The sequence below is a fragment of the Pseudomonas sp. FYR_5 genome, from assembly GCF_043106315.1.
Lineage (GTDB): Bacteria > Pseudomonadota > Gammaproteobacteria > Pseudomonadales > Pseudomonadaceae > Aquipseudomonas > Aquipseudomonas putida_Y.
On sequence record NZ_JBICMK010000065.1, the window covers coordinates 19224 to 45423 of the forward strand.

The window sequence follows — 26200 nt, forward strand, 5'->3', positions numbered from 1 at the left end:
AGTATCCCTGAAGGCTTTTAGGTGTGTGGCGACACGTTCATCGGCGGCAGGTATTCATGGCCTATGGGGTAGTGCTGGCCGATGCGGTCGCGATAGTAGCATTCTAGTGTGCGGGTGACGGTGCGGAAAGCCAGCTCGTCCCACGGTATCTCATGTTCTTCGAACAGGCGTACCTCCAGGCTTTCCACACCGACGGCAAAGTCCAGGTCTGCCAACTCTGCGCGGAAGAACACATGCACCTGGCTGATGTGCGGTAGATCGAACAGCTGGTACAGGGATGTCGGCCCGACCCGGGCGCAGGCTTCCTCGACGGTTTCGCGACGCGCGGCCTGGTCGAGGGTTTCGCCGTTTTCCATGAAACCGGCGGGCAGGGTCCAGAAGCCCCGGCGCGGTTCGATGGCGCGGCGGCACAGCAACACCTGGCTACCCCAGGTCGGCAACACGCCGGCCACGATGTTGGGGTTCTGGTAGTGGATGGTCTGGCAAGAGCCGCAGACGTACCGCAGGCGGCTGTCGCCCTCGGGGATCTGCTGAGTGACCGGTTGGCCGCACGCGCTGCAGAATTTCATGTGTGGTTCCTTATGTTCAAGGCTATCTTGGCGCGGCCACCGTGCCGCCGCAAGCGCTGGGGCTTGGGTGCTTCGCGGCTTTGGTGCATCATGCAACACAGGACCTGGATACGAGCGTGCGCAATGCTGGACGAGCTACTTCGCCGAATGAGCAACCACCAACCCGCGTCATTGGAAACCGACAGACGGTTCCCTGAAGCGGCGGTCCTCTTGCCCATTACCCGCAGCGAAGCGCCCGAACTGGTTTTGACCCTGCGCGCCAAGGGTCTGTCTACCCACGGTGGTGAAGTGGCCTTTCCCGGTGGCCGTCGGGACCCGGAAGACCCGGACCTGGTGTTTACTGCCCTGCGCGAGGCTGAAGAAGAAATAGGCCTGCCCCCTGGCCTGGTGGAGGTGATTGGCCCGCTCAGTCCGCTGATCTCGCTACATGGCCTGAAAGTGACGCCATTCGTCGGGCTTATTCCCGACTTCGTCGAATATCGCGCCAATGATGCCGAGATTGCGGCAGTGTTCACCGTGCCGCTGGAGTTCTTCCGCCAGGACCCGCGTGACCATACCCACCGTATCGATTACCAGGGCCGTAGCTGGTTCGTGCCAAGCTATCGCTATGGCGAATACAAGATCTGGGGGTTGTCGGCGATCATGATCGTCGAGTTGGTCAACCTGCTGTTCGATGCCGGTATCAGCCTGCATCAGCCGCCGGAGCGTTACATCAAAAATTGAGCGGGGCCTGACCCGCCGTCTGCGTCGCAGCCTGAGGAACAAGCATGAAATATCGCCTGGGTGACCTGCGGGTCGAGAGCCACCCCACCAGTTGGACCGCACCCAACGCCACGCTCATTGGCAGCGTGCGCCTGCAAGCCAATGCCAGTGTGTGGTTTGGCGCGGTGTTGCGCGGGGATAACGAGCTGATCGATATCGGCGAAGGCAGCAACGTGCAGGATGGCACGGTGATGCACACTGACATGGGCTCGCCACTGACGTTGGGTAAGGGCGTGACCGTTGGCCACAACGCCATGTTGCATGGCTGCACGGTGGGCGACTTCAGCCTGGTCGGTATCAACGCAGTGATCCTCAATGGTGCGCGCATCGGCAAACACTGCATCATCGGCGCCAACGCACTGATTGCCGAGGGCAAGGAAATCCCGGATGGTTCGCTGGTGATGGGCTCGCCGGGCAAGGTGGTACGCGAACTGACCGAGCAGCAGAAGCGCATGCTTGAAGCCAGTGCCGCGCATTACGTGCACAATGCCCAGCGCTATGCGCGGGATCTGGTGGTTGATGATGAGTGAAGTGGTCGAGCGGCCGGTGGCTTCGCCGTGTGTGAGCATTTGTGCGCTGGACGAGCAGGATATCTGCACCGGCTGCCAGCGTACCGTGGCGGAGATTGGCCGCTGGGGGCGGATGGACAATGCTGAGCGCCGGGCGGTGCTCAAGCGTTGCCATGAACGGGCAGTAGAAGCCGGCCTCATCTTGCAGGCCTGACGCGAACCCTGTAAGAGCGGGTTTACCCGCGAACACCGGCGAAGCCGGTGCCATGCACCGCAGTGGCAGCTTCGCGGGCACGCCCGCTCCCACAGGTACAGCGACAGCCTTGAGGGCTGCACAACATCTGTGGGAGCGGGTTTACCCGCGAACGGCCCAGCGGTAATCTGTACGGCTTGCCCACAGACAGCCCGCCATGTTCTATCTGATTGCCTACATCAGCAGCGTAGTGCTGATCAACTACGCCTTCTCCAGTGCCCCGCACCTGGACATCATCTGGTCCGCCTGGGGCGGCCTGGTGTTTATCCTGCGCGACATGGTGCAGACCCGCTTCGGTCATGGCGCGCTGTTCGCCATGCTGGTGGCACTGGTGCTGTCCTATGTCACTTCGGAGCCGGCGATCGCGCTGGCCAGCGCCAGCGCATTTTTCATTTCCGAACTGATCGACTGGCTGGTGTTCAGCATCACCCGTCGACCCCTGCGCGACCGCCTGTGGCTCAGCTCGGCGCTGAGCATCCCGGTGGATACCTTCATTTTCTTCGGCATGATTGGCGCTTTGACCCCGGCAGTGATCGGCACCGCGATGGCCTCGAAGTTCGCCGGTGTAACGGCGGTGTGGCTGGCCATGGCATTTCGCGCCCGGCGGGCTGCCGTGGCCGGTTGATGGTGTAGAATAGCGGTCCTTTTTCAGCGGGTGGCGTCTAGCCTGGCGCGGCCCCGGTTGCCTTCGAGGACCTGAAATGACCCGTATCGGAACCCCATTGTCGCCCACCGCGACCCGTGTACTGCTCTGCGGCTGTGGCGAGCTGGGCAAGGAAGTGGTAATCGAACTGCAGCGCCTGGGCGTCGAAGTAATCGCCGTCGACCGTTACGCCAATGCACCGGCAATGCAGGTGGCGCACCGCAGCCATGTGGTCAACATGCTCGATGGCGTTGCCCTGCGCGCGGTGATCGAAGCCGAGAAGCCGCACTACATCGTTCCGGAAATCGAAGCCATCGCCACCGCCACCCTGGTCGAGCTGGAAAACGAAGGTTTCACCGTGGTGCCGACCGCCCGCGCCACCCAGTTGACCATGAACCGCGAAGGCATTCGCCGCCTGGCTGCCGAAGAGCTGGACCTGCCAACCTCGCCGTACCACTTCGCCGACACCTATGAAGACTACGCCAAGGCCGTAGCCGACCTGGGTTACCCGTGCGTGGTCAAACCGGTGATGAGTTCGTCGGGCAAGGGCCAGAGCCTGCTGCGCAGCGATGCTGACCTGCAGACGTCGTGGGACTATGCCCAGGAAGGCGGCCGCGCTGGCAAGGGCCGGGTGATCGTCGAGGGTTTCATCGACTTCGAGTATGAAATTACCCTGCTGACTGTGCGCCACGTGGGCGGCACCACCTTCCTCGAGCCCGTCGGCCACCGTCAGGAGAAGGGCGATTACCAGGAGTCCTGGCAGCCACAGGCCATGAGCCCGAAGGCGTTGGCCGAATCGCAGCGCGTGGCCAAGGCGGTCACCGATGCCCTCGGCGGTCGTGGCCTGTTTGGTGTGGAGCTGTTCGTGAAGGGCGACCAGGTGTGGTTCAGCGAAGTGTCGCCGCGCCCGCATGACACCGGTCTGGTCACCCTGATTTCCCAGGACCTGTCGCAATTCGCCCTGCATGCCCGCGCCATTCTCGGCCTGCCGATTCCGGTGGTGCGTCAGTTCGGCCCGTCGGCTTCGGCAGTGATCTTGCCCGAAGGCCAGTCCCAACAGACCAGCTTCGCCAACCTGGGCGCAGCGCTGAGCGAGCCGGATACCGCCATTCGCCTGTTCGGCAAGCCGGAAATCAATGGCACCCGCCGCATGGGTGTGTGCCTGGCGCGTGACGAATCGGTCGAACTGGCGCGGGCCAAGGCGACCCGTGCTTCGCAGGCGGTCAAGGTCGAGTTCTGATCCGAGAGTGCTGGGCTGCTTTGCAGCCCTATCGCGACACAAGGCCGCTCCCACAGGGATAGCGCAGCTTCCAGGCTTATGCGATCCCTGGGGGGGGGCCTTGTGTCGCGATAGGGCCGCAAAGCGGCCCCAGTGGCTTACAGCGTGGTATTGCGCGTCTCTTTCAGGCAAAGCACGGCAATCAGGCTGATCACCGCCGCCACCGACACATAGCCCCCCACCCAGCTCAACCCCCCCATGCTCACCAGTTTCTGGGCAAAGAACGGTGCCGCCGAGGCGCCGACGATACCGCCCAGGTTATACGCCGCCGAGGCACCGGTATAACGCACGTGAGTCGGGAACAGCTCTGGCAGCAGTGCCCCCATCGGCGCAAAGGTCACGCCCATCAGGAACAGCTCGATGGCCAGGAACAGCGCCACACCCGTGGTCGATCCCGAAGTCAGCAGTGGCTCCATGGTAAAGCCCGACGCTATCGCCAGCAGGCCGCCGACGATCAGTACCGGCTTGCGCCCGTAACGGTCACTGAGCCAGGCCGACAATGGTGTGGCCAGGGCCATGAACACCACCGCGAAGCACAGCAGGCCAAGGAACGTTTCGCGGCTGTAGCCCAGTGTGGTCACGCCGTAGCTCAACGAGAACACCGTGGAAATGTAGAACAGTGCATAGCACACCACCATGGCCGCAGCGCCCAGCAGGGTTGGCAGCCAGTATTTGGAGAACAGGTCGACCACCGGCATTTTCACCCGCTCGTGGCGGGCAACGGCCTTGGCAAACACCGGGCTCTCTTCGAGCTTCAGGCGCACATACAGACCAACCAGTACCAGTGCGGCGCTGAGCAGGAACGGAATGCGCCAGCCCCACTCGCGGAACTGCTCGTCGCTGAGCACCAGGGCCAGAGTCAGGAACAGGCCGTTGGCAGCCAGGAAACCGATTGAAGGGCCCAACTGTGGGAACATGCCGAACCAGGCACGCTTGCCTTCCGGAGCGTTTTCGGTGGCCAGCAGGGCCGCTCCACCCCATTCGCCGCCCAGGCCCAGGCCTTGGCCAAAGCGCAGCAGGCAGAGAATGATCGGCGCCCACACGCCAATGCTGTCATAGCCCGGCAGCACGCCGATGGCGGTGGTGGATACGCCCATCAGCAGCAGCGAGGCAACCAGCGTCGACTTGCGGCCGATGCGGTCGCCAAAATGGCCGAACAATGCCGAGCCCAGTGGGCGGGCGAGGAAGGCGATACCGAAGGTGAGGAAGGCGGCCAGCATTTGCGCGGTGCCCGACCCGGACGGGAAGAACACCGGGCCGATCACCAGGGCTGCGGCGGTGGCGTAGACATAGAAATCATAGAACTCGATGGCGGTGCCGATGAAGCTGGCAGTGGCTACCCGCGCAGGCGAGTTGACTGGCGCGGCAGGCGCTTGGGCGTAAGTACTGCTTGTCATTGAGTAAGTCCCTGACAGTCTGGTCCGGCTCCATGGGCTTGGCCCGCGATGGCTTGCCATGTAAAAGGCACGGTTACGCGGACGCCGGAGCGTTTCGTTGTGTGCGCCCGACTGACGATGGCCCAAGGGGGGTAGGGGCGGGGCGGGTACTGTTCGGGGTATTGACGCAGGACCGCAGGGCGTATCAGTGGAGCGGACTGGCCGTGGAGCGCCGGGTGCGGGTAGCAGGCGTGACGGCGGGGCTGGGTAAGCGTGACCCGAGTATAGCTATCGGGTCACGGTCCACACCAGTACCTTGCTGGCACAATTGTCCTCTGTTTCAAGGATTTCCAGGCGATAGCGGCCTATCTTCAGGCAAACAGCGCTTTCCGGGATGCTTTCCAGCGCTTCGGTCACCAGCCCGTTGAGGGTTTTCGGCCCGCCGTCGCAGGGTAGGTGCCAGCCCAGGGTGCGGTTGATTTCGCGTAACGAAGCGGTGCCATCGATGACGAAGGTGCCATCGGGCTGCGGGTGGACATGCGGGTTATCCAGGCTTTGCTCGTCCTCGAACTCGCCGACGATCTCTTCGAGAATGTCTTCCAGGGTGACGATACCCAGTACTTCGCCGTACTCGTCCACTACCACGCCCAAGCGGCGTTGCTGCTTGTGGAAGTTCAACAACTGCATTTGCAGGGGCGTGCTTTCCGGTACGAAATAGGGCTCGTAGCAGGCGCCGTGCAGCGCTTCGAGGGTCAGCCCGGCCTTGGGCAAGAGGTGGCTGATCAGCTTGGTGTTGAGGATCGCTTCGACCTGGTTGATATCGTTGTGGTAGACCGGCAGGCGGGTGTGGCGGCTGACGATCAACTGCTCGATGATGCGCTCGATCGGCTCGTCGAGGTTGATGCCATCCACTTCGTTGCGCGGCACCAGGATGTCGTTGACGGTGATCTTGTCCAGCGATTGCAGGCCGTCGAGCAGGCCATGGCGAGGCGCTTCGTGCTGTTCATCCTCATCGAAGTCATCGCTATCCTGCGTGTGCAGGGCCACCGCTGTGGGCTGTGCACGGAACGGGCGCAGAATCAGCTTGGCGGTGCCGTCCAGCAGGCAGGCCAGTGGCTGCAGCAGTGCGAGGGGCACTTTCAGCAGGCTGGCGCCAAGGCTCACGAACGCCTGCGGGTTACGCCGGGCCAGGCGTCGCGGCAGGTATTCGGCAAAAACCAGCAAGGCAAGGGTGGCGGCCAGGCCTGCCAGCCAGAAGCCGTGCTCGCCACTCTGGCGCTGGCCGACCAGGCAGGCCAGCCCCAGTACCAGCAGCTTGCCCAGGCTGGCGCACAGCACCAAGGCCTGGGCTGGCAGTACGGGCTGGCCGTCTTCGCCGGCGCGCAGTGCGCCATTGAGCTGCAGGCGGGCAGCATCCACTGCGGTGAACAGCGCTGACCACAAAAGGGCCAGTGCCAGAGTGCCGAATAGCGGTGCGTACGGCAGGGTATCCATGGGCGGCCGTCAGATATGCAAGATGAATTCGCGAACCAGCTTGCTGCCGAAATAGGCCAGCATCAGCAGGCAGAAACCGGCCAGTGTCCAGCGGATGGCCATGTGGCCTCGCCAACCCAGGCGTGTGCGGCCCCACAGCAGCACGCTGAACACCACCCAGGCGACACAGGCCAGCAAGGTCTTGTGCACCAGGTGCTGGGCGAACAGGTTGTCGAGGAACAGCCAGCCGGAGATCAGCGACAGCGACAGCAGGCACCAGCCGGCCCAGAGGAAGCCGAACAGCAGGCTTTCCATGGTTTGCAGTGGCGGGAAGTTACGGATCAGCCCGGACGGGTGCTTGTTCTTCAATTGGCGGTCCTGCAGCAGCAACAGCAGCGACTGGAACACCGCGATGGTGAACAGCCCGTAGGCCAGGATCGACAACAGGATGTGCGCAAGGATGCCGGGTTCTTCGTTGATCAGCGGTACCGTGCCGGGTGGTGCGAACTGGGCCAGCAGCGCGGTCACCGCACCCAGCGGGAACAGTAGCACCAACAGGTTTTCCACGGGTATGCGCAGGCAGGCCAGCAGGGTCAGGGAGATGACGGCCACGGCGATCAGGCTGGCGGCGCTGAAGAAGTCCAGGCTCAGGCCCAGCGGGGTGATCAGCTGGAAGAACAGTGCGCCGGCCTGGGCCAGGACCGCGATGACACCCAGCAGGCCAAGCAGGCGCTTGTCGGCCTTGCGGCCCTGGGACAGGTATGAGCCCTGGTAGATGGCCGCCGCTATATATAGGCCGGCAGCGATCAGGTTGGGGATGAGGCTGGGAGAGGAGACCATAAGTCCTGGTTGGCGAGCCTTAAAGAGACGGAGTTTGGCATAGATTCCGCTGATCAAGGAAGACTGAAGGCTTGTGTCAGGGCATTCGCGGGCACGCCCGCTTCTGCAGGTATGGCGCAGGCCTGCAAGCAGTGAGGATCCTGTGGGAGCGGGCGCGCCCGCGAAGAGGCCAGCACAGCCACCGAATATCTACCAAGGTGTGCGTCGCCGCTGCACTTCGCTATAATCGCCGCCTTGCTGTGCCCGGCGGGTGGGTAGTTCCCCCCTGGCACCTGACAAACCTCGGCTTTACTGGGCCTGAAAGGATCACCATGTTCGAAAACCTGACCGACCGCCTGTCACAGACGCTGCGCCATGTCACCGGCAAGGCCAAGCTGACCGAAGACAACATCAAGGACACGCTGCGCGAAGTGCGCATGGCCCTGCTCGAGGCCGACGTCGCCCTGCCGGTAGTCAAGGATTTCGTCAACAGCGTCAAGGATCGTGCGGTCGGTACCGAGGTGTCGCGCAGCCTGACCCCGGGCCAGGCCTTCGTGAAGATCGTCCAGGCCGAGCTGGAAAGCCTGATGGGCGCGGCCAACGAAGACCTCGCACTGAACGCCGCCCCGCCTGCTGTCGTACTGATGGCGGGCCTGCAGGGCGCCGGTAAGACCACCACCGCCGGCAAGCTTGCGCGCTTCCTTAAAGAGCGCAAGAAAAAGAGTGTGATGGTGGTATCTGCCGACGTCTATCGCCCTGCGGCGATCAAGCAGTTGGAAACACTGGCCAACGATATTGGCGTCACCTTCTTCCCGTCCGATATCAGCCAGAAGCCGGTGGCCATCGCCGAAGCCGCCATCCGTGAAGCCAAGCTGAAGTTCATCGACGTGGTCATCGTCGACACCGCCGGCCGTCTGCACATCGACGCCGACATGATGGACGAGATCAAGGCGCTGCACGCGGCCGTCAAACCGGTCGAGACGCTGTTCGTGGTCGACGCCATGACCGGTCAGGACGCCGCCAACACCGCCAAGGCGTTTGGCGAGGCGCTGCCGCTGACCGGTGTGGTGCTGACCAAGGTCGACGGTGACGCCCGTGGCGGTGCCGCGCTGTCGGTCCGTGCAATCACCGGCAAGCCGATCAAGTTCATCGGTATGGGTGAGAAGACCGAGGCACTCGAGCCGTTCCACCCCGACCGCGTCGCTTCGCGCATCCTCGGCATGGGCGACGTGCTCAGCCTGATCGAGCAGGCCGAGCAGACCATCGACAAGGCCAAGGCCGACAAGCTGGCCAAGAAGCTGAAGAAGGGCAAGGGCTTCGACCTCGAAGACTTCCGCGACCAGTTGCAGCAAATGAAGAACATGGGCGGCCTCGGCGGCCTGATGGACAAGCTGCCGAGCATCGGTGGGGTCAACCTCTCACAAATGGGCAACGCCCAAGGCGCGGCCGAAAAGCAGTTCAAGCAGATGGAAGCGATCATCAACTCCATGACCCCGGCCGAGCGCCGTGACCCTGACCTGATCAGCGGTTCGCGCAAGCGCCGTATTGCATTGGGTTCCGGTACCCAGGTGCAGGACATCGGGCGGCTGATCAAGCAGCACAAGCAGATGCAGAAGATGATGAAGAAGTTTTCTGCCAAAGGCGGCATGGCCAAGATGATGCGCGGCCTCGGTGGGATGCTGCCAGGTGGCGGCATGCCAAAGCTGTAACCCCTGATCCGGGTGCCTGCCTTTTGTCTGGCAAGCGCCCAGAATCCCCGCTGTAGCGGGGCAACGGCCGCGAATTTCGCGGCGCAACCGGCAAATCTGGACGGCAGGGCGAGGCCTTGCCGAAAAAGTCATTTGCAAATGTCCGTGTATTCCCCGAGAATATGCGGCCTTTTGGGCACCCGTGTGCCTATTTGGCATTCAGATTTGCAGTACCAGCTGCTGTATCAACTGCAGCACCGACTATAGGAACGATGTTCACATGGTAACCATTCGTCTGGCCCGTGGCGGCTCGAAAAAGCGCCCATTCTACCACCTGACCGTGACCAACTCGCGTAACGCCCGTGACGGCCGTTTCGTTGAGCGCGTAGGTTTCTTCAACCCGATCGCTGCTGGCGCCGAAGTCAAGCTGTCGGTCAACCAAGAGCGCGTCACCTACTGGCTGAGCCAGGGTGCACAGCCGTCTGAGCGTGTTGCTCAGCTGCTGAAGGAAGCTGCCAAGGCCGCTGCCTGAATAGTATGAACGCGACGCCAGAAAAGGCTGACGACCTCATCGTCGTTGGCAAGATTTTTTCGGTTCACGGCGTTCGCGGCGAGGTGAAGGTGTATTCCTTTACCGATCCGATTGAAAACCTGTTGGATTATCCGCGCTGGACGCTTCGGCACGAAGGCAAGGTAAAGCAGGTCGAGCTGGTCAGCGGTCGTGGCTCCCAAAAGGGCCTGGTCGTGAAACTGAAAGGTCTCGAGGATCGCGATGAAGCCCGTCTTCTGAGCGGTTACGAAATCTGCATCCCGCGGAGCCTTTTGCCCAACCTGGCTGCCGACGAGTACTACTGGTACCAGTTGGTAGGTCTGAAGGTCATCAACCAGGACGAACAACTGTTCGGCAAGGTCGATCACCTGTTGGAGACCGGTGCGAACGATGTAATGGTGGTCAAGCCCTGCGCAGGCAGCCTGGATGATCGCGAGCGTCTGTTGCCCTATACGGAGCAATGTGTGCTGGCAATCGACCTCGAAGCAGGCGTGATGCGGGTCGAATGGGACGCGGACTTCTAAACGATGGGTAACCTTCGCGTAGACGTCATCACGTTGTTCCCCGAGATGTTCTCGGCCATCACGGAGTACGGCATTACCAGCCGCGCGGTGAAACAGGGGTTGCTTCAGGTGACTTGCTGGAACCCGCGGGACTACACCACAGATCGTCACCACACGGTAGATGATCGGCCGTTTGGCGGTGGTCCGGGCATGGTGATGAAAATCAAGCCTCTGGAAGACGCCCTGGTTAGCGCCAGGCAGGCGACCGGAGCAGCGGCGAAGGTGATCTACCTTTCGCCACAAGGCCGCAAGCTGACTCAGCAGGCGGTCAAAGGCCTGGCCGAACAGGAATCGTTGATCCTGATCGCCGGTCGTTATGAAGGCATCGACGAGCGCTTTATCGAGGCTCATGTCGATGAGGAGTGGTCGATTGGCGACTATGTGCTTTCCGGTGGCGAGCTGCCGGCCATGGTACTGATCGATGCGGTTACGCGGCTGCTGCCCGGAGCTTTAGGGCATGTGGACTCGGCGGAAGAAGATTCCTTCACCGACGGTCTGCTCGATTGCCCGCACTACACCCGGCCTGAGGTGTATGCGGATCAGCGTGTTCCCGACGTGTTGCTAAGTGGCAACCATGCACATATCCGGCGTTGGAGGATGAAGCAGTCCCTTGGTAGGACCTTCGAACGACGCGCCGATCTTCTGGAAAGTCGCTCGCTTTCTGGAGAAGAGAAGAAGCTGCTCGAGGAATATCTCCGCGAGCGGGACGATAGTTAAACGTATCGATGGTGGATCGCGTATCCATCTTAGGAGCACAGCATGACCAACAAGATCATCCAGCAGCTCGAAGCCGAGCAGATGAGCAAGGAAATCCCGACCTTCGCACCAGGCGACACCGTTGTCGTTCAGGTTAAAGTGAAGGAAGGTGAGCGTTCCCGTCTGCAGGCGTTCGAAGGCGTCGTTATCGCCAAGCGTAACCGCGGTCTGAACAGCGCCTTCACCGTGCGCAAGATCTCCAGCGGCGTTGGCGTAGAGCGTACCTTCCAGACCTACAGCCCGCAAATCGACAGCCTGGCCGTGAAACGTCGTGGTGACGTGCGTAAAGCCAAGCTGTACTACCTGCGCGACCTGTCCGGCAAAGCCGCTCGCATCAAGGAAAAACTGTCCTGAGTGCAGTTTGCCCGGTGGCCGAGGCCGCCTAGCGAGAAAGAAGCAGCCTTCGGGCTGCTTTTTTGCGTTTTGAAACCCCGAAAATGTGATTGCCATGACGACCCGAGACCAGGAAATCCAGCGCCGCACCGAACTGTCGGTGACCCGCGTGACCAAGGCGGTGTTCCCCAATACCACCAACCACCACAACACCCTGTTCGGCGGCACCGCCCTGGCCTGGATGGACGAAGTGTCGTTCATCGCTGCCACGCGCTTTTGTCGCCTGCCGCTGGTGACCGTGTCTACCGACCGCATCGATTTCAAGCACCCGATTCCGGCGGGCTCGATCGTCGAGCTGGTGGGTACGGTGATCAAGGTCGGCAATACCAGCTTGCAGGTGCAGGTGGATGTGTTTGTCGAGAACATGTACCTGGATGGCCGTGACCGGGCGATCCATGGGGTGTTCAGCTTCGTCGCCATCGACGAGGACAAGCGCCCGGTACCCGTGCTGCCAGGCGCCTGAGTATCACGGCTCCGGTGCTCGCTCGATCAATGCCACCAAGGTCCATCCCGGTTGCGGCTGCAACGGGTTGTCAGGGCTGGCTACATGGACCCAGCCATGGTCATCGCGCGCGAACAGCAAGTGTGCACGCTCGCCATGCAGCGCCTGGTAGGCGTCCCAGCCAAAGCCTTCGGTCAGGTTGGTACTGTACAGCTCGGCGCCCTGATGCATGCGGTTGGCCAGTTGCAGATAGGTCATCGGCTTGGCCCCCAATAGATGCCCGCGGTGCTCTTCGGCCGCCCGATGCTTGTCGCTACGTTGTTTTTCCAGGCCACTGGCAAGCACGAACAGCCGGCTGTGCCCGAAATCATGACGGAACCTGGCGCAGGCCAAGGCATTGATTTCGCCGGCAGGAGAGAGGCCCAGCAAGTGCCCGAGGCCGACCAGGTCCAGATGGGCGTCGGCATGCTGCGAGGCTGGGTTGCCAAAATAGGTCGTGAGCCCGTCCATACGCGCGGCGCGGATGTTTTCCCAGCTGGAGTCCGTCAGCAAAACCCGGCAGCCCAATTGCTGGAGGGTTTTGGCGATGGCCCGGGCCGGCTCGTTGGCACCGACGATGAGAAACCCGCTGGGAGCCGGTTCGGCAACCTTGAGCAAGCGTGCCAGCGGCCTGGCTGTGGCGCTTTGCAGTACTACCGTGCCGATGATTACCGCGAAGGTCAACGGTACCAGCAGCAAGGCATCCTGGTGGCCGGCCTGGTGCAGACGGATGGCAAAAATGGCTGAAACGGCTGCGGCAACGATGCCGCGTGGCGCAATCCAGGCCAGCAGCGCGCGCTCCCGCCAGTTGAGTGTCGAGCCCAATGTGGCCAGCCAGACGCTGAGCGGGCGTGCCAGCAGTTGGATCACCAGCAACAGTGCCAGGACGGCAGGGCCAAGGCCTAGCAGGGCATGCAGGTCAAGGCGTGCAGCCAGCAGGATGAACAGGCCGGAAATCAGCAGCACACTTAGGTTTTCCTTGAAGTGCAGGATCTGTCGCACATCAACCCCGCGCATGTTGGCCAGCCACATCCCCATCACGGTCACTGCCAGCAGCCCGGACTCGTGCATGATCTGGTTGGCGGCGATGAAAATACCCAGTACCGCCGCCAGTGACGCGAGGTTGTGCAGGTATTCCGGTAGCCACTGTTCGCGCATGATTTGCCCCAGCAGCCAGCCCCCAGCCGCGCCCAGGGCGGTACCGCAGAAGAGCACACCGGCGAAGGTGATAAGGCTCTGGCTCAGGCCGTTACCCTCGGCGCTGGCGATGATGAAGCTGTATACCACCACGGCGAGCAGCGCGCCGATCGGGTCGATCATGATCCCTTCCCAGCGCAGGATGTTCGCGATCGCTGCCTTTGGCCGCACCACGCGCAGCATGGGCACGATCACCGTTGGGCCGGTCACCAGGGTCAGGGTGCCGAAGAGAATCGCCAGCGGCCAGTCGAACCCGAGCAGCCAGTGGGTTGCCAGTGCAATCACCAGCCAGGTGACCAGTGCGCCCACTGTGACCAAGCGATGCACCACGCTGCCGATCTCGCGCCACTGGGACAGGTGCAGGGTCAGGCTGCCTTCGAACAGAATCAGCGCCACCGCCAGCGACACCAGCGGCATCAGCAATGGGCCGAACAGCGCCTCGGGGTCGAGCCATCCCAGCGCTGGGCCGGCAAGGATCCCGGCCAACAACAGAAACAGAATCGCCGGCAGCTTCAGGCGCCAGGCCAGCCACTGGCAGGCGAGCGCTGCGGCGCCGATGCCGCCCACGCTCAGAAGGATCTGCTGTTCGTTCATGCGGGCTCCCTATGCCGGCGTTGTTATGAAAGACTAAGCGCCATTTCATCGTTTGCCACCGAGATTTCATGCCCGCCCTCGACCACCCCTTGATCGACCAGTTCCTTGACGCCTTATGGTTGGAAAAAGGCCTGTCCGACAACACCCGCGTGTCCTACCGTAGCGACCTGGCCCTGTTCAATGGCTGGTTGCAGGAGCATTCGGTATCGTTGCCAGACGCCGGCCGCGACCTGATCCTCGATCACCTGGCCTGGCGCCTGGATCAAGGTTACAAGCCACGTTCCACGGCGCGTTTCCTGTCTGGTTTGCGCGGTTTCTTCCGTTACCTGCTGCGGGAAAAGCTGGTGGCGATCGACCCGACCCTGCAGGTCGACATGCCGCAATTGGGCAAGCCGCTACCCAAGTCGCTGTCTGAAGCCGACGTCGAAGCCTTGCTGCAGGCTCCGGACCTGGGCGAAGCCATTGGCCAGCGCGACCGTGCCATGCTCGAAGTGCTCTACGCTTGCGGCCTTCGGGTCACCGAACTGGTCAGCCTGACCCTCGACCAGGTCAACCTGCGCCAGGGTGTGCTGCGGGTGATGGGCAAGGGCAGCAAGGAACGCCTGGTGCCTATGGGGGAAGAGGCGGTAGTGTGGCTGGAGCGCTACCAGCGCGATGGGCGCGCCGAACTGCTCAATGGCCGTCCCAGCGATGTGCTGTTCCCCAGCCAGCGCGGCGAGCAGATGACCCGCCAGACCTTCTGGCACCGTATCAAGCACCACGCACGGGTTGCCGGCATCGACAAGCCGCTGTCGCCGCACACCCTGCGGCATGCCTTCGCCACCCACCTGCTCAACCATGGTGCCGACTTGCGTGTGGTGCAGATGCTGCTGGGGCACAGTGACCTGTCGACCACGCAGATCTATACCCACGTCGCCAAGGCCCGGCTGCAGCAGTTGCACGCCCAGCACCATCCGCGTGGATGAATGTTATTCATGTTCCGCCGACCGGTCCTTGCGAGCCCCTTCACTGGCAGCGTGATGTGGTAGGCTTGAGCGGTTTGCACCACGGGCCGCACGGTCACCGCGTATTTTCCGCAGGTGGCGCCCTCCGGCCCCTGTCCGCCTTCAGGAGTTCCCATGCGCGTGACCCAGTTTTTCGCCGCCGCCGCGTTGGCGTTGGCCAGTACCTTTGCCGTTGCCGCGGCAACCGATAGCAACGCCGGTGCGGAGCAGGCCATCCGTAAATCGTTGCAGAACCTCGAACTGGAAGTGCCCGTGGAAAGCGTGGCCAGCAGCCCGCTCAATGGCCTGTATGAAGTCAAGCTGCAGGGCGGGCGCGTGCTGTACGCCAGCGCCGACGGTCAGTTCGTGATGCAGGGCTACCTGTTCCAGATCCAGGACGGCAAGCCGGTCAACCTCACCGAAAAAGCCGAACGCCAAGGTATCGCCAAACTCATCAACGGCATTCCAGCCGCCGAGATGGTGGTTTATCCTGCCAAGGGCGAGACCAAGTCGCACATCACCGTGTTCACCGACACCACCTGCCCGTACTGCCACAAGCTGCACGCCGAAGTGCCCGAGTTGAACCGTCGCGGTATCGAAGTGCGCTATGTCGCCTTCCCGCGCCAGGGCCTCGGTTCGTCGGGTGACCAGCAGTTGCAGGCGGTGTGGTGCTCCAGTGACCGCCGTGGGGCGATGGACAAAATGGTCGAAGGTAAAGAAATCAAGGCCGCCAAGTGCACCAACCCGGTCAGCAAGCAGTTCCAGCTGGGTCAGTCGATCGGGGTCAATGGCACGCCGGCCATTGTTCTTGAAAGCGGCCAGGTCATTCCTGGCTACCAGCCGGCACCGCAGGTCGCCAAGCTGGCACTTGCCAAGTAATTCAGTTCAGTACGCCGTCGTCATGGGGTGACGGCAAGTTTCACGGTCGGCAAACGTGTCGGCCGTTCAATGGGGAGTTCACAGTGAAACCGGTCAAAGTAGGCATCTGTGGGTTGGGGACCGTCGGTGGCGGAACCTTCAATGTACTTCAGCGCAACGCCGAGGAGATTGCCCGCCGTGCCGGGCGCGGTATTGAAGTGGCACAGATCGCCATGCGCTCGCAGAACCCGAACTGCCAGATTACCGGTACCCCCATTACCGCTGACGTGTTCGAAGTTGCAAGCAACCCGGAGATCGACATTGTCATCGAGCTGATCGGTGGCTATACCATCGCCCGCGACCTGGTGCTGAAGGCCATCGAAAACGGCAAGCACGTGGTCACCGCCAACAAGGCGCTGATTGCCGTGCATGGCAACGAAATCTTCGCCAAAGCCCGCGAGAAGGGTGTGATTGTTGCGTTCGAGGCGGCCGTAGCCGGTGGCATCCCGGTGATCAAGGCCATTCGCGAAGGCCTGTCGGCCAACCGCATCAACTGGCTGGCTGGCATCATCAACGGCACCGGCAACTTCATCCTCACCGAAATGCGTGAGAAGGGCCGTGCCTTCCCGGACGTGCTGGCCGAAGCTCAGGCGCTGGGCTACGCAGAAGCCGACCCGACCTTTGACGTAGAAGGCATCGACGCTGCGCACAAGCTGACGATCCTGGCGTCCATCGCGTTCGGTATCCCGCTGCAGTTCGACAAGGCCTACACCGAAGGTATCACCCAGCTGACAACGGCAGACGTGAACTACGCCGAGGCCCTGGGCTACCGCATCAAGCACCTGGGCGTGGCGCGTCGCACCGCCGAAGGTATCGAGCTGCGCGTGCACCCGACGCTGATCCCGGCCGACCGCCTGATCGCCAACGTCAACGGCGTGATGAACGCTGTCATGGTCAACGGTGATGCTGCAGGCTCCACCCTGTACTACGGTGCCGGCGCGGGTATGGAGCCTACCGCTTCGTCAGTGGTCGGCGACCTGGTCGACGTGGTCCGTGCCATGACCTCCGACCCGGAAAACCGCGTGCCGCACCTGGCCTTCCAGCCAGACTCGCTGTCGGCCCACCCGATCCTGCCGATCGAAGCCTGCGAAAGCGCCTACTACCTGCGCATCCAGGCCAAGGATCACCCGGGCGTACTGGCCCAGGTCGCCAGCATCCTCTCGGAGCGTGGTATCAACATCGAGTCGATCATGCAGAAGGAAGCCGAGGAACAGGATGGCCTGGTGCCAATGATCCTGGTGACCCATGGCGTGGTCGAGCAGCGTATCAATGATGCCATCGTCGCTCTGGAAGCCCTGCAGGACGTGGTCGGCAAGGTTGTGCGCATTCGCGTCGAACAGCTCAACTAACAAGTATTTGCCGACGGGCCGCCTGCGCGGCCCCGGCCCCAGCATCGAAGGTTTGCACCCATGCGCTATATCAGTACCCGCGGCCAGGCACCGGCCCTCAATTTCGAAGACGTGCTGCTGGCTGGCCTGGCCAGCGACGGCGGCCTCTACGTGCCGGAAAACCTGCCACGCTTCACCCAGGAAGAAATCGCCTCGTGGGCAGGCCTGCCTTACCACGAGCTGGCCTTCCGCGTGATGCGCCCGTTCGTCGAAGGCAGCATCGCCGACGCCGACTTCAAGAAGATCCTCGAAGAAACCTACGGCGAGTTCGCCCACGCCGCGGTCGCCCCGTTGCGTCAACTGAACAGCAACGAGTGGGTGCTGGAACTGTTCCACGGCCCGACCCTGGCGTTCAAGGACTTTGCCCTGCAGTTGCTCGGCCGCCTGCTGGACCATGTGCTGGCCAAGCGCAACGAGCGCGTGGTCATCATCGGTGCCACCAGCGGTGATACCGGTTCCGCCGCGATCGAAGGCTGCCGCCGTTGCGACAACGTCGACATCTTCATCCTGCACCCGCACCAGCGTGTGTCGGAAGTGCAGCGCCGCCAGATGACTACCATCTTTGGCGACAACATCCACAACATCGCCATCGAAGGCAACTTCGACGATTGCCAGGAAATGGTCAAGGCCAGTTTCGCCGACCAGTCGTTCCTCAAGGGCACCCGCCTGGTAGCCGTCAACTCGATCAACTGGGCGCGGATCATGGCCCAGATCGTCTACTACTTCCATGCAGCCCTGCAGTTGGGTGGCCCGGCGCGCTCGGTGGCGTTCTCGGTACCGACCGGCAACTTCGGCGACATCTTCGCCGGCTACCTGGCGCGCAACATGGGCCTGCCGGTCAGCCAATTGATCGTCGCCACCAACCGCAACGACATCCTGCACCGCTTCATGAGCGGCAACCAGTACGTCAAGGAAACCCTGCACGCCACCCTGTCGCCGTCGATGGACATCATGGTCTCGTCCAACTTCGAGCGCCTGCTGTTCGACCTGCATGGCCGCAACGGTGGTGCGATTGCCGAGCTGATGGCCAACTTCAAGCAAGGTGGCGGCTTCAGCGTCGAGCAAGACCGCTGGACCGAAGCCCGCAAACTGTTCGACTCGCTGGCTGTCAGTGACGAGCAAACCTGCGAAACCATCGCAGAAGTGTTCGCCGCCACCGGTGAAGTGCTCGACCCGCATACCGCAATCGGCGTCAAGGCTGCCCGCGAGTGCCGCCGCAGCCTGGACACGCCAATGGTGGTGCTGGGTACCGCGCACCCGGTCAAGTTCCCGGAAGCGGTGGAGAAGGCCGGTGTGGGCAAGGCGCTGGAGCTACCCGTGCACCTCAGCGACCTGTTCAGCCGTGAAGAGCGTTGCACGGTACTGGCCAATGACCTGAAGGCTGTACAGGGCTTTGTCAGCCAGCACGGCAACCGCGGCAAGCCGCTGTAATTGCATGGCGTTTGGGGCTGCACAGAGCAGCCCCAAAGTCTCAGACTTTTCCCTCCGGTCTATCAGAAACATCCTATTCGGTCCGCAGAGCTTCAAGCATAAATTAGCCGGTCCTCCCTCCAGGAGCGGCTCATGCACCAGCCCTATGTGTTGATCCACCAGGCTCGCCCATCCCATCAGATCCTCTTGCACCAGGCCCTTAACGGCCAAGGCGTCTTCAACGTGCGCATCAGCGAGAGCATCGCTGACCTCGACGCCTGCCTCTGTGCTGAGCGTCGCCCCGACCTGCTGATCCTCGACCACGCCATGCCAGCCCGGGCCGGCCTTGCCCTGTTCGCCCAGCCGCAGCGCGCGCGCGCATTGCTGTTCGTCGGGCAGCCTGCCCCAACGCGTCAAAACCTTGCCCAAGAGGCCAGAAAGCGCGGCATGTGGGTGCTCGACGAGTTGCCCTGGCCGCTGTCTATGCCACGCCTGCAGCATGCCTTGCAGACACTGCAGGTACGCCCTGGTCGGCGTATTCAAACTGTCATGCCAGCCCCGCATGCTCATTGAAGCGGGCGCGGTTTGACGAACTTTCTGCGGCGCCTGCTGGTCAGTCACTTTAGGTCCCACCACGCAGCGAGTGATCCGGATGGAAAGAATCTGCAGCCTGCTCAACGAAGCCCTGACGCCCTATCAGACCCACCTTGGCATCGCCGATCCCGGCGGTAATCGTCAACTGACCGTTCACGATCCCCTCTCAGGTATTACCTTGCGGCGCACGGTCAGCGAGCGCCAATTGCAAGAGCAACGCCTGCTGATCGACCTCGTGGACGGCTTGCACCGAGACCTGCAGATAGCTGAGGGGCGGTTGCAGCCTTGTGTGATCGCGGCATTGCAGCATCGTCAGCAACCGCAGGGAACCTTTGCCTGAGTGGCTTATCAGACAGTGTAGGGGCAGCCAGCCAGTGCTTTGCTCCAGCGCTGGCAAGGCTGTCACGGGAAGTCCTCAAGGGCTTTCGCTTGGCCCCGGGCGTCTTCCCCAGCGCCCGGGGTTTCTTTTTCCGGGCAGGCACCTATCCCCAAGGCTGCTCCTGCAACCACGGTGCATGCCGGTTGGGTTTATCTGGCCTCAAAGAAACGGCGGCTTTCTTGCAGGTAGTCTTCCCGCAATGCCTGGTCCAGCCAGCGGGCATACAACCCAGGCAACACATCCCGGCGCAGGGCAGGCAGCAACTGATCGATGTGGGCAACTGCCGCACGCCCCAGTTCGCTGTCTGTACACCCCACGTGCAGAAACTGGTAGCGCTTCACGCCCTGCACAGTATGAAACTGATAGTCATCCAGTGATCCGCCTTGTTGTTGTATCAGGTAGCGCACTTCAGGCCAGTAGCCGAGCACCAGGCGCAGGCGCCCCAGCTGCTGCATCTGCAGCAGGTTGGCGGTGGCCTCGTTGCCGTAGTGCCGGCTGAGCGCGCTGTCGGGCAACTGGCGCAGGATGCTGTCAATCTGCGTACCGTAGCTGCGCTCGGCGACAACCCCCAGCTTCAGCGGGGTCTTGCTCAGCAGGCCACGCAGGTCCACCTGCTGGCCGTCGAGGTAGGGTGCCACCAGCGCCTGGTTTTCCTTGCGCAACACCAGGCCACCGCTGAGCGCGCCCAGCGATGGAACGGAAAAATGCACATACTCGGCCCGTTTCGGGGTCCACAGCACGGTTGGGTCGCAGGTAAAGGTGTCACGGTCTTGCAGCATCTGCAGGCCGCGGGCGCGGTTGACCCGCACGATGCTGTGCTCGTACTCGGGCATCTGCCTGATCAGCAGCGGTAACAACTGGTCGATCACCCCCCGGCCTTCTTCCGGGCCATCAAAAATGGTGAACGGTGGCAGGTCACGTACCAGCCAGAAGAGGTGCTCCTTGGCGCTCGCTGGCTGCATCAGCAACGCGGGCAAAAGCCCGCAGAGCAGGACCAGAAGGCGTAGGCAGCGGATTGCGTACATGGAGACGGAAGCGCCAGGGTCAGACCGTGCCCGCTGCACGCAGGCTGGCGATGGCCGCTGCGTCGTAGCCCAGGCTGCCGAGCAGCGCCTCGGTATGCTCGCCCAAGGCCGGGCCGACCCATTCGCTAGAGCCGGGAGTCTCCGACAGCTTGGGCACGATGCCGGGCATGTGGAATGGCTTGCCATCCGGCAGCTTGGCCTGCAGGAACATCTCGCGCGCCAGGTACTGGGGGTCGTTGAACATGTCTTCGGCCGAATAGATACGGCTGGCCGGCACTTCGGCGGTGGTCAGCACCTGCATCAGTTGCTCCAGTGGCAGGCTGTTGGCCCAGCGGTCGATTACCCCGTACAACTCGTCACGACGCAGGTCGCGGCCGTCGTTGCTGGCCAAGGTGGGGTCATTGGCCAGGTCGTCACGACCGATCGCCTGCATGAAGCGCTTGAAGATCGCATCACCGTTGGCGCCGATCTGCACATGCTTGCCGTCGGCGCTTGTGTGGATGGAGGAGGGCGTGATGCCTGGCATGATGTTGCCGGTGCGTTCGCGGATGAAACCGAACACATCGAACTCCGGGACCATGCTCTCCATCATGGCAAAGATCGCTTCGTACAGGGCCACGTCCACCACTTGGCCCTGGCCGCCATTGACCTCCCGGTGGCGCAGCGCCATCAGCGCGCCGATCACCCCCCACAGGGCGGCAATCGAGTCACCGATGGAAATCCCCGTGCGCACCGGCGGGCGGTCATCGAAACCGGTGATGTAACGCAGGCCGCCCATCGACTCGCCTACGGCACCGAAGCCTGGCTGGTCTTTCATCGGCCCGGTCTGGCCAAAGCCCGACAGGCGCACCATCACCAGGCGCGGGTTCAGCGCATGCAGTACATCCCACCCCAGGCCAAGTTTCTCCAGCACCCCCGGGCGGAAGTTTTCGATCAGGATGTCGGCCTCGGCCAGCAGGCGCTTGAGGATATCGCGGCCCTCGGGGTGCTTGAGGTTGAGGGTGAGCGACTGCTTGTTGCGGGCCTGCACGAACCACCACAGCGAGGTGCCCTCGTACAGCTTGCGCCACTTGCGCAGCGGGTCGCCGCCGTCGGGCGATTCGACCTTGACCACTTCGGCACCGAATTCGGCACAGATGCGCGAGGCGAACGGCCCGGCGATCAGGGTACCGAGTTCGACAACTTTAAGGCCGGCGAGGGGTTTGCTGGGCGTCGACATGGGGTATCCGTGGCTGTTGGGCAGAGCCGTGGTTTTATCACACGTCGGTTTCGCCGGGTACTGCTGCGGGGCATGGAAGGTGCGGATGGGGTAGACTGTGCCACTTTCTTTTGCACGAAGCCCGTTGACCATGGCCCAGCCGTCCACCACCTACAAGTTCGAATTGAATCTCACCGACCTTGATCGCAACGTCTACGAAAGCGTCAAACAGACTATCGCTCGGCACCCTTCGGAAACCGAAGAGCGCATGGCAGTTCGTCTGTTGGCGTACGCGCTCTGGTACAACGAGAACTTGTCGTTTGGCCGCGGCCTGTCGGATGTCGATGAGCCGGCGCTGTGGGAAAAGAGCCTGGACGACCGCGTGCTGCACTGGATTGAAGTTGGCCAGCCCGATGCCGATCGCCTGACCTGGTGCTCGCGTCGTACCGAACGCACCAGCTTGCTGGCTTACGGCAGCCTGCGAGTGTGGGAGGGTAAAGTGGTAAGCGCGGTAAAGAACCTGAAAAACCTGAGCATTGCCGCTGTGCCGCAAGAGGTGCTGGAAACCCTGGCGACCGACATGCCGCGTAGCATCAAGTGGGACGTGATGATCAGTGAAGGTACGGTATTCGTGACTGACGACCGTGGCCAGCATGAAGTCCAACTGCAGTGGCTGCTCGGTGAGCGTGGTTGAAGCAACCCATGCGTATCGAACCTCGCCCGCTGCCGCCTACCCTGCCATTTCTGGGTAACCTGCCACCCTTGCTGACCCGCCTTTACGCCGCGCGTGGCGTGCAGAGCGAGGCCGAGCTGGACAAAAGCCTGGCACGCCTGCTGCCGTACCAGCAGCTCAAGGGGATCGAGGCCGGTGTGGACCTGCTGGTCGAAGCCATCGACCAGCGCCAGCGCATCCTCATCGTAGGCGACTTCGATGCCGACGGTGCCACTGCCAGCACCGTCGGGGTGCTGGGCCTGCGCCTGCTGGGTGCGGCCCATGTTGATTACCTGGTGCCCAACCGCTTCGAGTACGGCTACGGCCTGACCCCGGAAATCGTCGAGGTGGCGCTGCAGCGCCAGCCGCAGTTGCTGATTACCGTGGACAACGGCATTTCCAGTGTCGACGGGGTGGCGGCGGCCAAGGCCGCCGGGCTCAAGGTGCTGGTCACCGACCACCACCTGCCGGGCGAGCAGTTGCCCGACGCCGATGCCATCATCAACCCCAACCAGCCGGGCTGCAGCTTTCCGAGCAAGTCGCTGGCCGGGGTAGGGGTGATCTTCTATGTGTTGATGGCCCTGCGCGCTCGCTTGCGCAGCCTTGGGCGCTACGAGGCGCAGCCACAGCCGAACATTGGCGAGCTGCTCGATCTGGTGGCGCTGGGCAGTGTTGCTGACGTGGTGCCGCTGGATGCCAACAACCGCATCCTGGTGCACCAAGGCCTCGAGCGCATCCGCGCCGGCCGCGCCCGGCCCGGCCTCAAGGCCATCCTTGAGGTGGCGCGGCGCGATCACCGGCGCATCACTTCGACTGACCTTGGTTTCATCCTCGGCCCACGGTTGAATGCCGCCGGGCGCCTGGACGACATGAGCCTGGGCATCGAATGCCTGCTGTGCGAGGACGCGGCGCTGGCCCAGGACATGGCCCAGCAGTTGGATGACCTGAACCAGGACCGCAAGTCCATCGAGCAGGGCATGCAGCGCGAAGCCCTGGCCCAACTCAAGGACCTGCCGGTCGAGTCGATGCCGTATGGGTTGTGCCTGTTCGATGCCGACTGGCACCAGGGCGTGATCGGTATTCTGGCTTCGCGCTTGAAGGAGCGTTACCACCGGCCGACCATTGCGTTCGCTGATGCTGGCGACGGCATGCTCAAAGGTTCGGCGCGCTCGGTGCCGGGGTTCCATATTCGCGATGCGCTGGATGCCGTGGCGGCGCGCCATCCGCAGTTGATCAGCAAGTTCGGCGGCCACGCCATGGCGGCAGGGTTATCGTTGCCCGAGGCCAATTTCCCGGCATTTGCCGAGGCGTTCGATGAAGAGGTGCGGCGTCAACTGCGCGAAGAAGACCTGACCGGCCGGCTGTTATCCGACGGTAGCCTGGCGGTCGAGGAATTCCACCTCGACCTGGCCAAGGCCCTGCGCCACGCCGGGCCTTGGGGCCAGCACTTCCCGGAGCCGCTGTTCCATGGCGTGTTCCAGTTGGTGGAGCAGCGTGTGGTTGGCGAACGGCACCTGAAAGTGGTGCTCAAGAGCGAATGTGGCTCGGTGCGGCTGGATGGCATTGCCTTCGGCATTGACCGCGAAGTGTGGCCAAACCCGACGGTGCGCTGGGTGGAGTTGGCGTACAAGCTGGATGTGAACGAGTTTCGCGGTAATGAGAGTGTGCAGTTGATGATTGCGCATATGGAGCCGCGCTGACTGTAAATGGGGGCTGCTTTGCAGCCCATCGCCGGCAAGCCAGCCCCCTCGCCCGCATTGACCTCAAATCATGCCCGCTCCCACACATGCAACTGTTAGTGGCGGATCTCGGATTGCCTTTTGCGCTTCCGGTTCTGCCAGTGCATGACGCCTGCTGCGACGAACGAAGCCAGGCTCAGCAGTGAGAAGAACACCATCCCCTCGACTGCTTCCCGGTTGTAAGTCTCTCTCACATACTTCTTGATTGTTTGATCGTACAGAATCTCATCGCTGGTCGATAATTGTCTGACGATTGAGCCGGCTAAAGCATCTTCGATATCTGCAAACAGGGGCGTTGCCTTGCTAAGGTTGGCGGCGTCGAAGCGGGCTTTTTCTGCATAAACCCATGTTTTGATCAGATGGCCGCTTGGTTCGGTGTAAGCAATGCCAAAACTGTAGATCGACTTGTCATGCTCCCAAAGTTCAGGTTTTGATGTAAGAGTGGCTGGAACGCGTACCCAGGGAGCTGTTACTGGTTGTGTGCTGCTGTTCCAGTTCGTTAGGTAGATCGGAATAAAACATAAGAAAATGAAGCCGATAAGTAACATGGATGTCATTCGCTTATGGGGTTCCAAAGCCTGCATGATTTCGATCCAGGCACGCCAAGTTAACATCAGCAAATCCCTCCTAGGAATGAAGCCTTCTAACGATATTTGTCTTGCTGTGGGGCAGAGCAACAAGCGTACTTGTCCTGGCCGCCACCTATGACGGTGGTGATTGATGGACGAGGACCTGCGGGCGGTTGTCCATTAATGCTGTCAATTCCAACGGTGATCGTAGCGCCGTCACTAGTAGATGGCGGCGGCTGAATGGGGGGATTCACACCGCCATAAATAACTGGTTGCCCCCAGGTGTTAACTTGGAATAGCTCTAATCTTCTTGTTTGGCTTGTTCATCCAGTGTAATGGCATTGTCTAGAATGCTAATGTCACTTGGAGCGAATTGTCTTTGCATTGGCTATGCCTCAAGTTTTGAACAATGCCTTAAAGGCTGTTAGCCAGATAGTGGTGGTTGGCGCTAGGAGACATTAGTCGCTTGGTGTAGTGGGTTCGATAAGATATGGGGGTTACTGATTGAGAAGATTTTCCGAAGCTGATGTGGCTCTTTAGGTAATTGGCTGTGGGAAATCTTCCGTTGCCCCGGTGTGTCGGGGCAAGAAGGTGTACATGGGGGAGGTGACCCATTCATGTATGGAGTAATTACTGCCCTTAGCCGAGTAGCAGTGGCGCCAACCTCAACGCGACATACCTAGGGGTTGTATGAAATGCCTTGAGACGAAAGTCAGGCAAGGCGAAAACAGCCGAAGAAGCGCAGTTTATGGGCCGTAAATGAGCATTCCGAGGCTGTTTTCAACGCAGCGTTACTGAGTATCAAGGGATTTCATACAGAGCCTAACTCGGCATCATCCATCAACGCCTTGGTCATCGCACTGAGGTAGTGGGCAGCCCAGATCATCATGGGTTTTTCATCCATCAGGCCGAGGATGGTCAGCTCGTGCACATAACCCATCAATTCGGATGCCTGATCACGGGCGTCCCGGCACGGAATGCCTGCTTCGATGCGAAACAGTGGGTGGGTCTGGTTTTCACCTTGGAAGAAAGTGGTTTTGCCGACGGTGAATTGGGTGTCGACTGTGCTCATTGATCCTTCTCCTGAATCATTTCGAGTGACAATGAATGAAAGTTCTAATGGAAATGAGGGGGGGATCAGGGACTGTCATTTTCATATCAATCACTCGTAGGCTTACTGATTGACTGCTTCTCCGATTCCACACGAAGGGTGGCAGCTCTACGCGGTGTGGAATCCAGGCTACGAGTTAAACCGGTAGGTTTGTGACCTTCCGCGCACAACGGCCATGACGACAGTTACTCGGTAATTGATCGGATTCCACGCCCGGACGCTGAATGCCAGCAACCAGCAAAGGCGACATACTCTCAAGACAAAAAAAC

Annotated in this window: 28 protein-coding genes; 19 read left to right on the forward strand and 9 right to left on the reverse strand. The window is 61.7% G+C overall.

Annotation, left to right across the window (positions count from 1 at the left end):
* Window positions 1-17 precede the first annotated feature (17 nt).
* Complete coding sequence (locus ACF8RA_RS10385; protein WP_021785719.1) at window positions 18-569, reverse strand: NUDIX hydrolase; 552 nt, start codon at window positions 567-569, stop codon at window positions 18-20.
* A gap of 123 nt (window positions 570-692) precedes the next feature.
* On the opposite strand from ACF8RA_RS10385, the gene ACF8RA_RS10390 reads away from it, so the two are divergent.
* The 5 genes from ACF8RA_RS10390 (at window position 693) to purT (ending at window position 3976) form a co-directional block, all read left to right on the forward strand.
* Complete coding sequence (locus ACF8RA_RS10390; RefSeq protein WP_176682699.1) at window positions 693-1292, forward strand: CoA pyrophosphatase; 600 nt, start codon at window positions 693-695, stop codon at window positions 1290-1292.
* 44 nt (window positions 1293-1336) lie between these two features.
* Window positions 1337-1861: a gamma carbonic anhydrase family protein gene (locus ACF8RA_RS10395; protein WP_103443794.1), complete on the forward strand. Its 525-nt coding sequence runs from the start codon at window positions 1337-1339 to the stop codon at window positions 1859-1861.
* Complete coding sequence (locus ACF8RA_RS10400; protein ID WP_209963821.1) at window positions 1851-2054, forward strand: DUF1289 domain-containing protein; 204 nt, start codon at window positions 1851-1853, stop codon at window positions 2052-2054. Before ACF8RA_RS10395 ends, ACF8RA_RS10400 begins: the two co-directional genes overlap by 11 nt.
* Window positions 2055-2250: 196 nt before the next feature.
* Window positions 2251-2718: a VUT family protein gene (locus ACF8RA_RS10405; protein ID WP_021785715.1), complete on the forward strand. Its 468-nt coding sequence runs from the start codon at window positions 2251-2253 to the stop codon at window positions 2716-2718.
* Window positions 2719-2794: 76 nt separating this feature from the next.
* Complete coding sequence (gene purT, locus ACF8RA_RS10410; RefSeq protein WP_392460533.1) at window positions 2795-3976, forward strand: formate-dependent phosphoribosylglycinamide formyltransferase; 1182 nt, start codon at window positions 2795-2797, stop codon at window positions 3974-3976.
* A gap of 137 nt (window positions 3977-4113) precedes the next feature.
* Here the strand turns inward: purT and ACF8RA_RS10415 are convergent, their stop codons facing one another.
* The 3 genes from ACF8RA_RS10415 to ACF8RA_RS10425 all read right to left on the reverse strand — a co-directional run bounded on the left by ACF8RA_RS10415 (window position 4114) and on the right by ACF8RA_RS10425 (window position 7704).
* Complete coding sequence (locus ACF8RA_RS10415; protein ID WP_392460532.1) at window positions 4114-5412, reverse strand: MFS transporter; 1299 nt, start codon at window positions 5410-5412, stop codon at window positions 4114-4116.
* Between the two features lie 267 nt (window positions 5413-5679).
* Window positions 5680-6885, reverse strand: coding sequence for a transporter associated domain-containing protein (locus ACF8RA_RS10420; protein ID WP_176682702.1), 1206 nt, complete (start codon window positions 6883-6885; stop codon window positions 5680-5682).
* Between the two features lie 9 nt (window positions 6886-6894).
* Entirely contained in the window at window positions 6895-7704 is an 810-nt protein-coding gene (locus tag ACF8RA_RS10425; RefSeq protein ID WP_176682703.1) for an inner membrane protein YpjD, read from the reverse strand.
* A 311-nt stretch (window positions 7705-8015) separates the two neighbouring features.
* On the opposite strand from ACF8RA_RS10425, the gene ffh reads away from it, so the two are divergent.
* The 6 genes from ffh to ACF8RA_RS10455 all read left to right on the forward strand — a co-directional run bounded on the left by ffh (window position 8016) and on the right by ACF8RA_RS10455 (window position 12096).
* Window positions 8016-9392: a signal recognition particle protein gene (gene ffh / locus ACF8RA_RS10430; protein WP_176682704.1), complete on the forward strand. Its 1377-nt coding sequence runs from the start codon at window positions 8016-8018 to the stop codon at window positions 9390-9392.
* Between the two features lie 259 nt (window positions 9393-9651).
* Window positions 9652-9903, forward strand: a complete 252-nt coding sequence (rpsP, locus tag ACF8RA_RS10435) for a 30S ribosomal protein S16 (protein WP_003252142.1) — start codon at window positions 9652-9654, stop codon at window positions 9901-9903.
* A 5-nt stretch (window positions 9904-9908) separates the two neighbouring features.
* A complete protein-coding gene (gene rimM / locus ACF8RA_RS10440) occupies window positions 9909-10445 on the forward strand; it encodes a ribosome maturation factor RimM (RefSeq protein ID WP_084850792.1) in 537 nt (178 codons plus the stop codon).
* A gap of 3 nt (window positions 10446-10448) precedes the next feature.
* Window positions 10449-11201: a tRNA (guanosine(37)-N1)-methyltransferase TrmD gene (trmD, locus tag ACF8RA_RS10445; RefSeq protein WP_003252146.1), complete on the forward strand. Its 753-nt coding sequence runs from the start codon at window positions 10449-10451 to the stop codon at window positions 11199-11201.
* Between the two features lie 42 nt (window positions 11202-11243).
* A complete protein-coding gene (gene rplS, locus ACF8RA_RS10450; protein ID WP_003252148.1) occupies window positions 11244-11594 on the forward strand; it encodes a 50S ribosomal protein L19 in 351 nt (116 codons plus the stop codon).
* 94 nt (window positions 11595-11688) lie between these two features.
* Window positions 11689-12096 (forward strand): acyl-CoA thioesterase, encoded by a 408-nt coding sequence (locus tag ACF8RA_RS10455; protein ID WP_014592194.1) that lies wholly within the window; start codon window positions 11689-11691, stop codon window positions 12094-12096.
* A gap of 3 nt (window positions 12097-12099) precedes the next feature.
* Here the strand turns inward: ACF8RA_RS10455 and ACF8RA_RS10460 are convergent, their stop codons facing one another.
* Complete coding sequence (locus ACF8RA_RS10460) at window positions 12100-13905, reverse strand: sodium:proton antiporter (protein ID WP_176682706.1); 1806 nt, start codon at window positions 13903-13905, stop codon at window positions 12100-12102.
* A gap of 68 nt (window positions 13906-13973) precedes the next feature.
* Here ACF8RA_RS10460 and xerD point away from each other — a divergent pair, with 68 nt between their 5' ends.
* The 6 genes from xerD to ACF8RA_RS10490 all read left to right on the forward strand — a co-directional run bounded on the left by xerD (window position 13974) and on the right by ACF8RA_RS10490 (window position 19538).
* On the forward strand, window positions 13974-14870 hold the full coding sequence (gene xerD, locus ACF8RA_RS10465; protein ID WP_003252154.1) for a site-specific tyrosine recombinase XerD: 897 nt from the start codon (window positions 13974-13976) through the stop codon (window positions 14868-14870).
* 153 nt (window positions 14871-15023) lie between these two features.
* A complete protein-coding gene (locus ACF8RA_RS10470; RefSeq protein ID WP_104962463.1) occupies window positions 15024-15767 on the forward strand; it encodes a thioredoxin fold domain-containing protein in 744 nt (247 codons plus the stop codon).
* A gap of 83 nt (window positions 15768-15850) precedes the next feature.
* Window positions 15851-17155: a homoserine dehydrogenase gene (locus tag ACF8RA_RS10475; protein WP_003252157.1), complete on the forward strand. Its 1305-nt coding sequence runs from the start codon at window positions 15851-15853 to the stop codon at window positions 17153-17155.
* Window positions 17156-17215: 60 nt separating this feature from the next.
* Entirely contained in the window at window positions 17216-18625 is a 1410-nt protein-coding gene (thrC, locus tag ACF8RA_RS10480) for a threonine synthase (protein ID WP_176682708.1), read from the forward strand.
* 132 nt (window positions 18626-18757) lie between these two features.
* On the forward strand, window positions 18758-19177 hold the full coding sequence (locus ACF8RA_RS10485; RefSeq protein ID WP_121162130.1) for a response regulator: 420 nt from the start codon (window positions 18758-18760) through the stop codon (window positions 19175-19177).
* Between the two features lie 79 nt (window positions 19178-19256).
* The gene (locus ACF8RA_RS10490) at window positions 19257-19538 is read left to right on the forward strand and encodes a DUF3509 domain-containing protein (protein WP_176682709.1); all 282 of its coding nucleotides are present in this window, start codon (window positions 19257-19259) and stop codon (window positions 19536-19538) included.
* A 188-nt stretch (window positions 19539-19726) separates the two neighbouring features.
* Here ACF8RA_RS10490 and ACF8RA_RS10495 read toward each other — a convergent pair whose 3' ends face one another.
* Together ACF8RA_RS10495 and ACF8RA_RS10500 are read right to left on the reverse strand one after the other, a co-directional pair.
* Complete coding sequence (locus tag ACF8RA_RS10495; protein ID WP_392460530.1) at window positions 19727-20602, reverse strand: TIGR02285 family protein; 876 nt, start codon at window positions 20600-20602, stop codon at window positions 19727-19729.
* Between the two features lie 19 nt (window positions 20603-20621).
* Window positions 20622-21821 carry a CaiB/BaiF CoA-transferase family protein gene (locus tag ACF8RA_RS10500; RefSeq protein ID WP_010952569.1) on the reverse strand — a complete coding sequence of 400 codons (1200 nt, stop codon included), beginning with the start codon at window positions 21819-21821 and terminating at the stop codon, window positions 20622-20624.
* 130 nt (window positions 21822-21951) lie between these two features.
* On the opposite strand from ACF8RA_RS10500, the gene ACF8RA_RS10505 reads away from it, so the two are divergent.
* Both ACF8RA_RS10505 and recJ read left to right on the forward strand, forming a co-directional pair.
* Window positions 21952-22494 carry a YaeQ family protein gene (locus ACF8RA_RS10505; RefSeq protein WP_003252169.1) on the forward strand — a complete coding sequence of 181 codons (543 nt, stop codon included), beginning with the start codon at window positions 21952-21954 and terminating at the stop codon, window positions 22492-22494.
* 8 nt (window positions 22495-22502) lie between these two features.
* Window positions 22503-24212: a single-stranded-DNA-specific exonuclease RecJ gene (recJ, locus tag ACF8RA_RS10510; protein WP_020192999.1), complete on the forward strand. Its 1710-nt coding sequence runs from the start codon at window positions 22503-22505 to the stop codon at window positions 24210-24212.
* Window positions 24213-24307: 95 nt separating this feature from the next.
* Here the strand turns inward: recJ and ACF8RA_RS10515 are convergent, their stop codons facing one another.
* Both ACF8RA_RS10515 and ACF8RA_RS10520 read right to left on the reverse strand, forming a co-directional pair.
* Complete coding sequence (locus tag ACF8RA_RS10515; RefSeq protein ID WP_392488383.1) at window positions 24308-24865, reverse strand: hypothetical protein; 558 nt, start codon at window positions 24863-24865, stop codon at window positions 24308-24310.
* 766 nt (window positions 24866-25631) lie between these two features.
* Window positions 25632-25892 (reverse strand): DUF3077 domain-containing protein, encoded by a 261-nt coding sequence (locus ACF8RA_RS10520; RefSeq protein WP_392514131.1) that lies wholly within the window; start codon window positions 25890-25892, stop codon window positions 25632-25634.
* Between the last annotated feature and the right edge of the window lie 308 nt (window positions 25893-26200).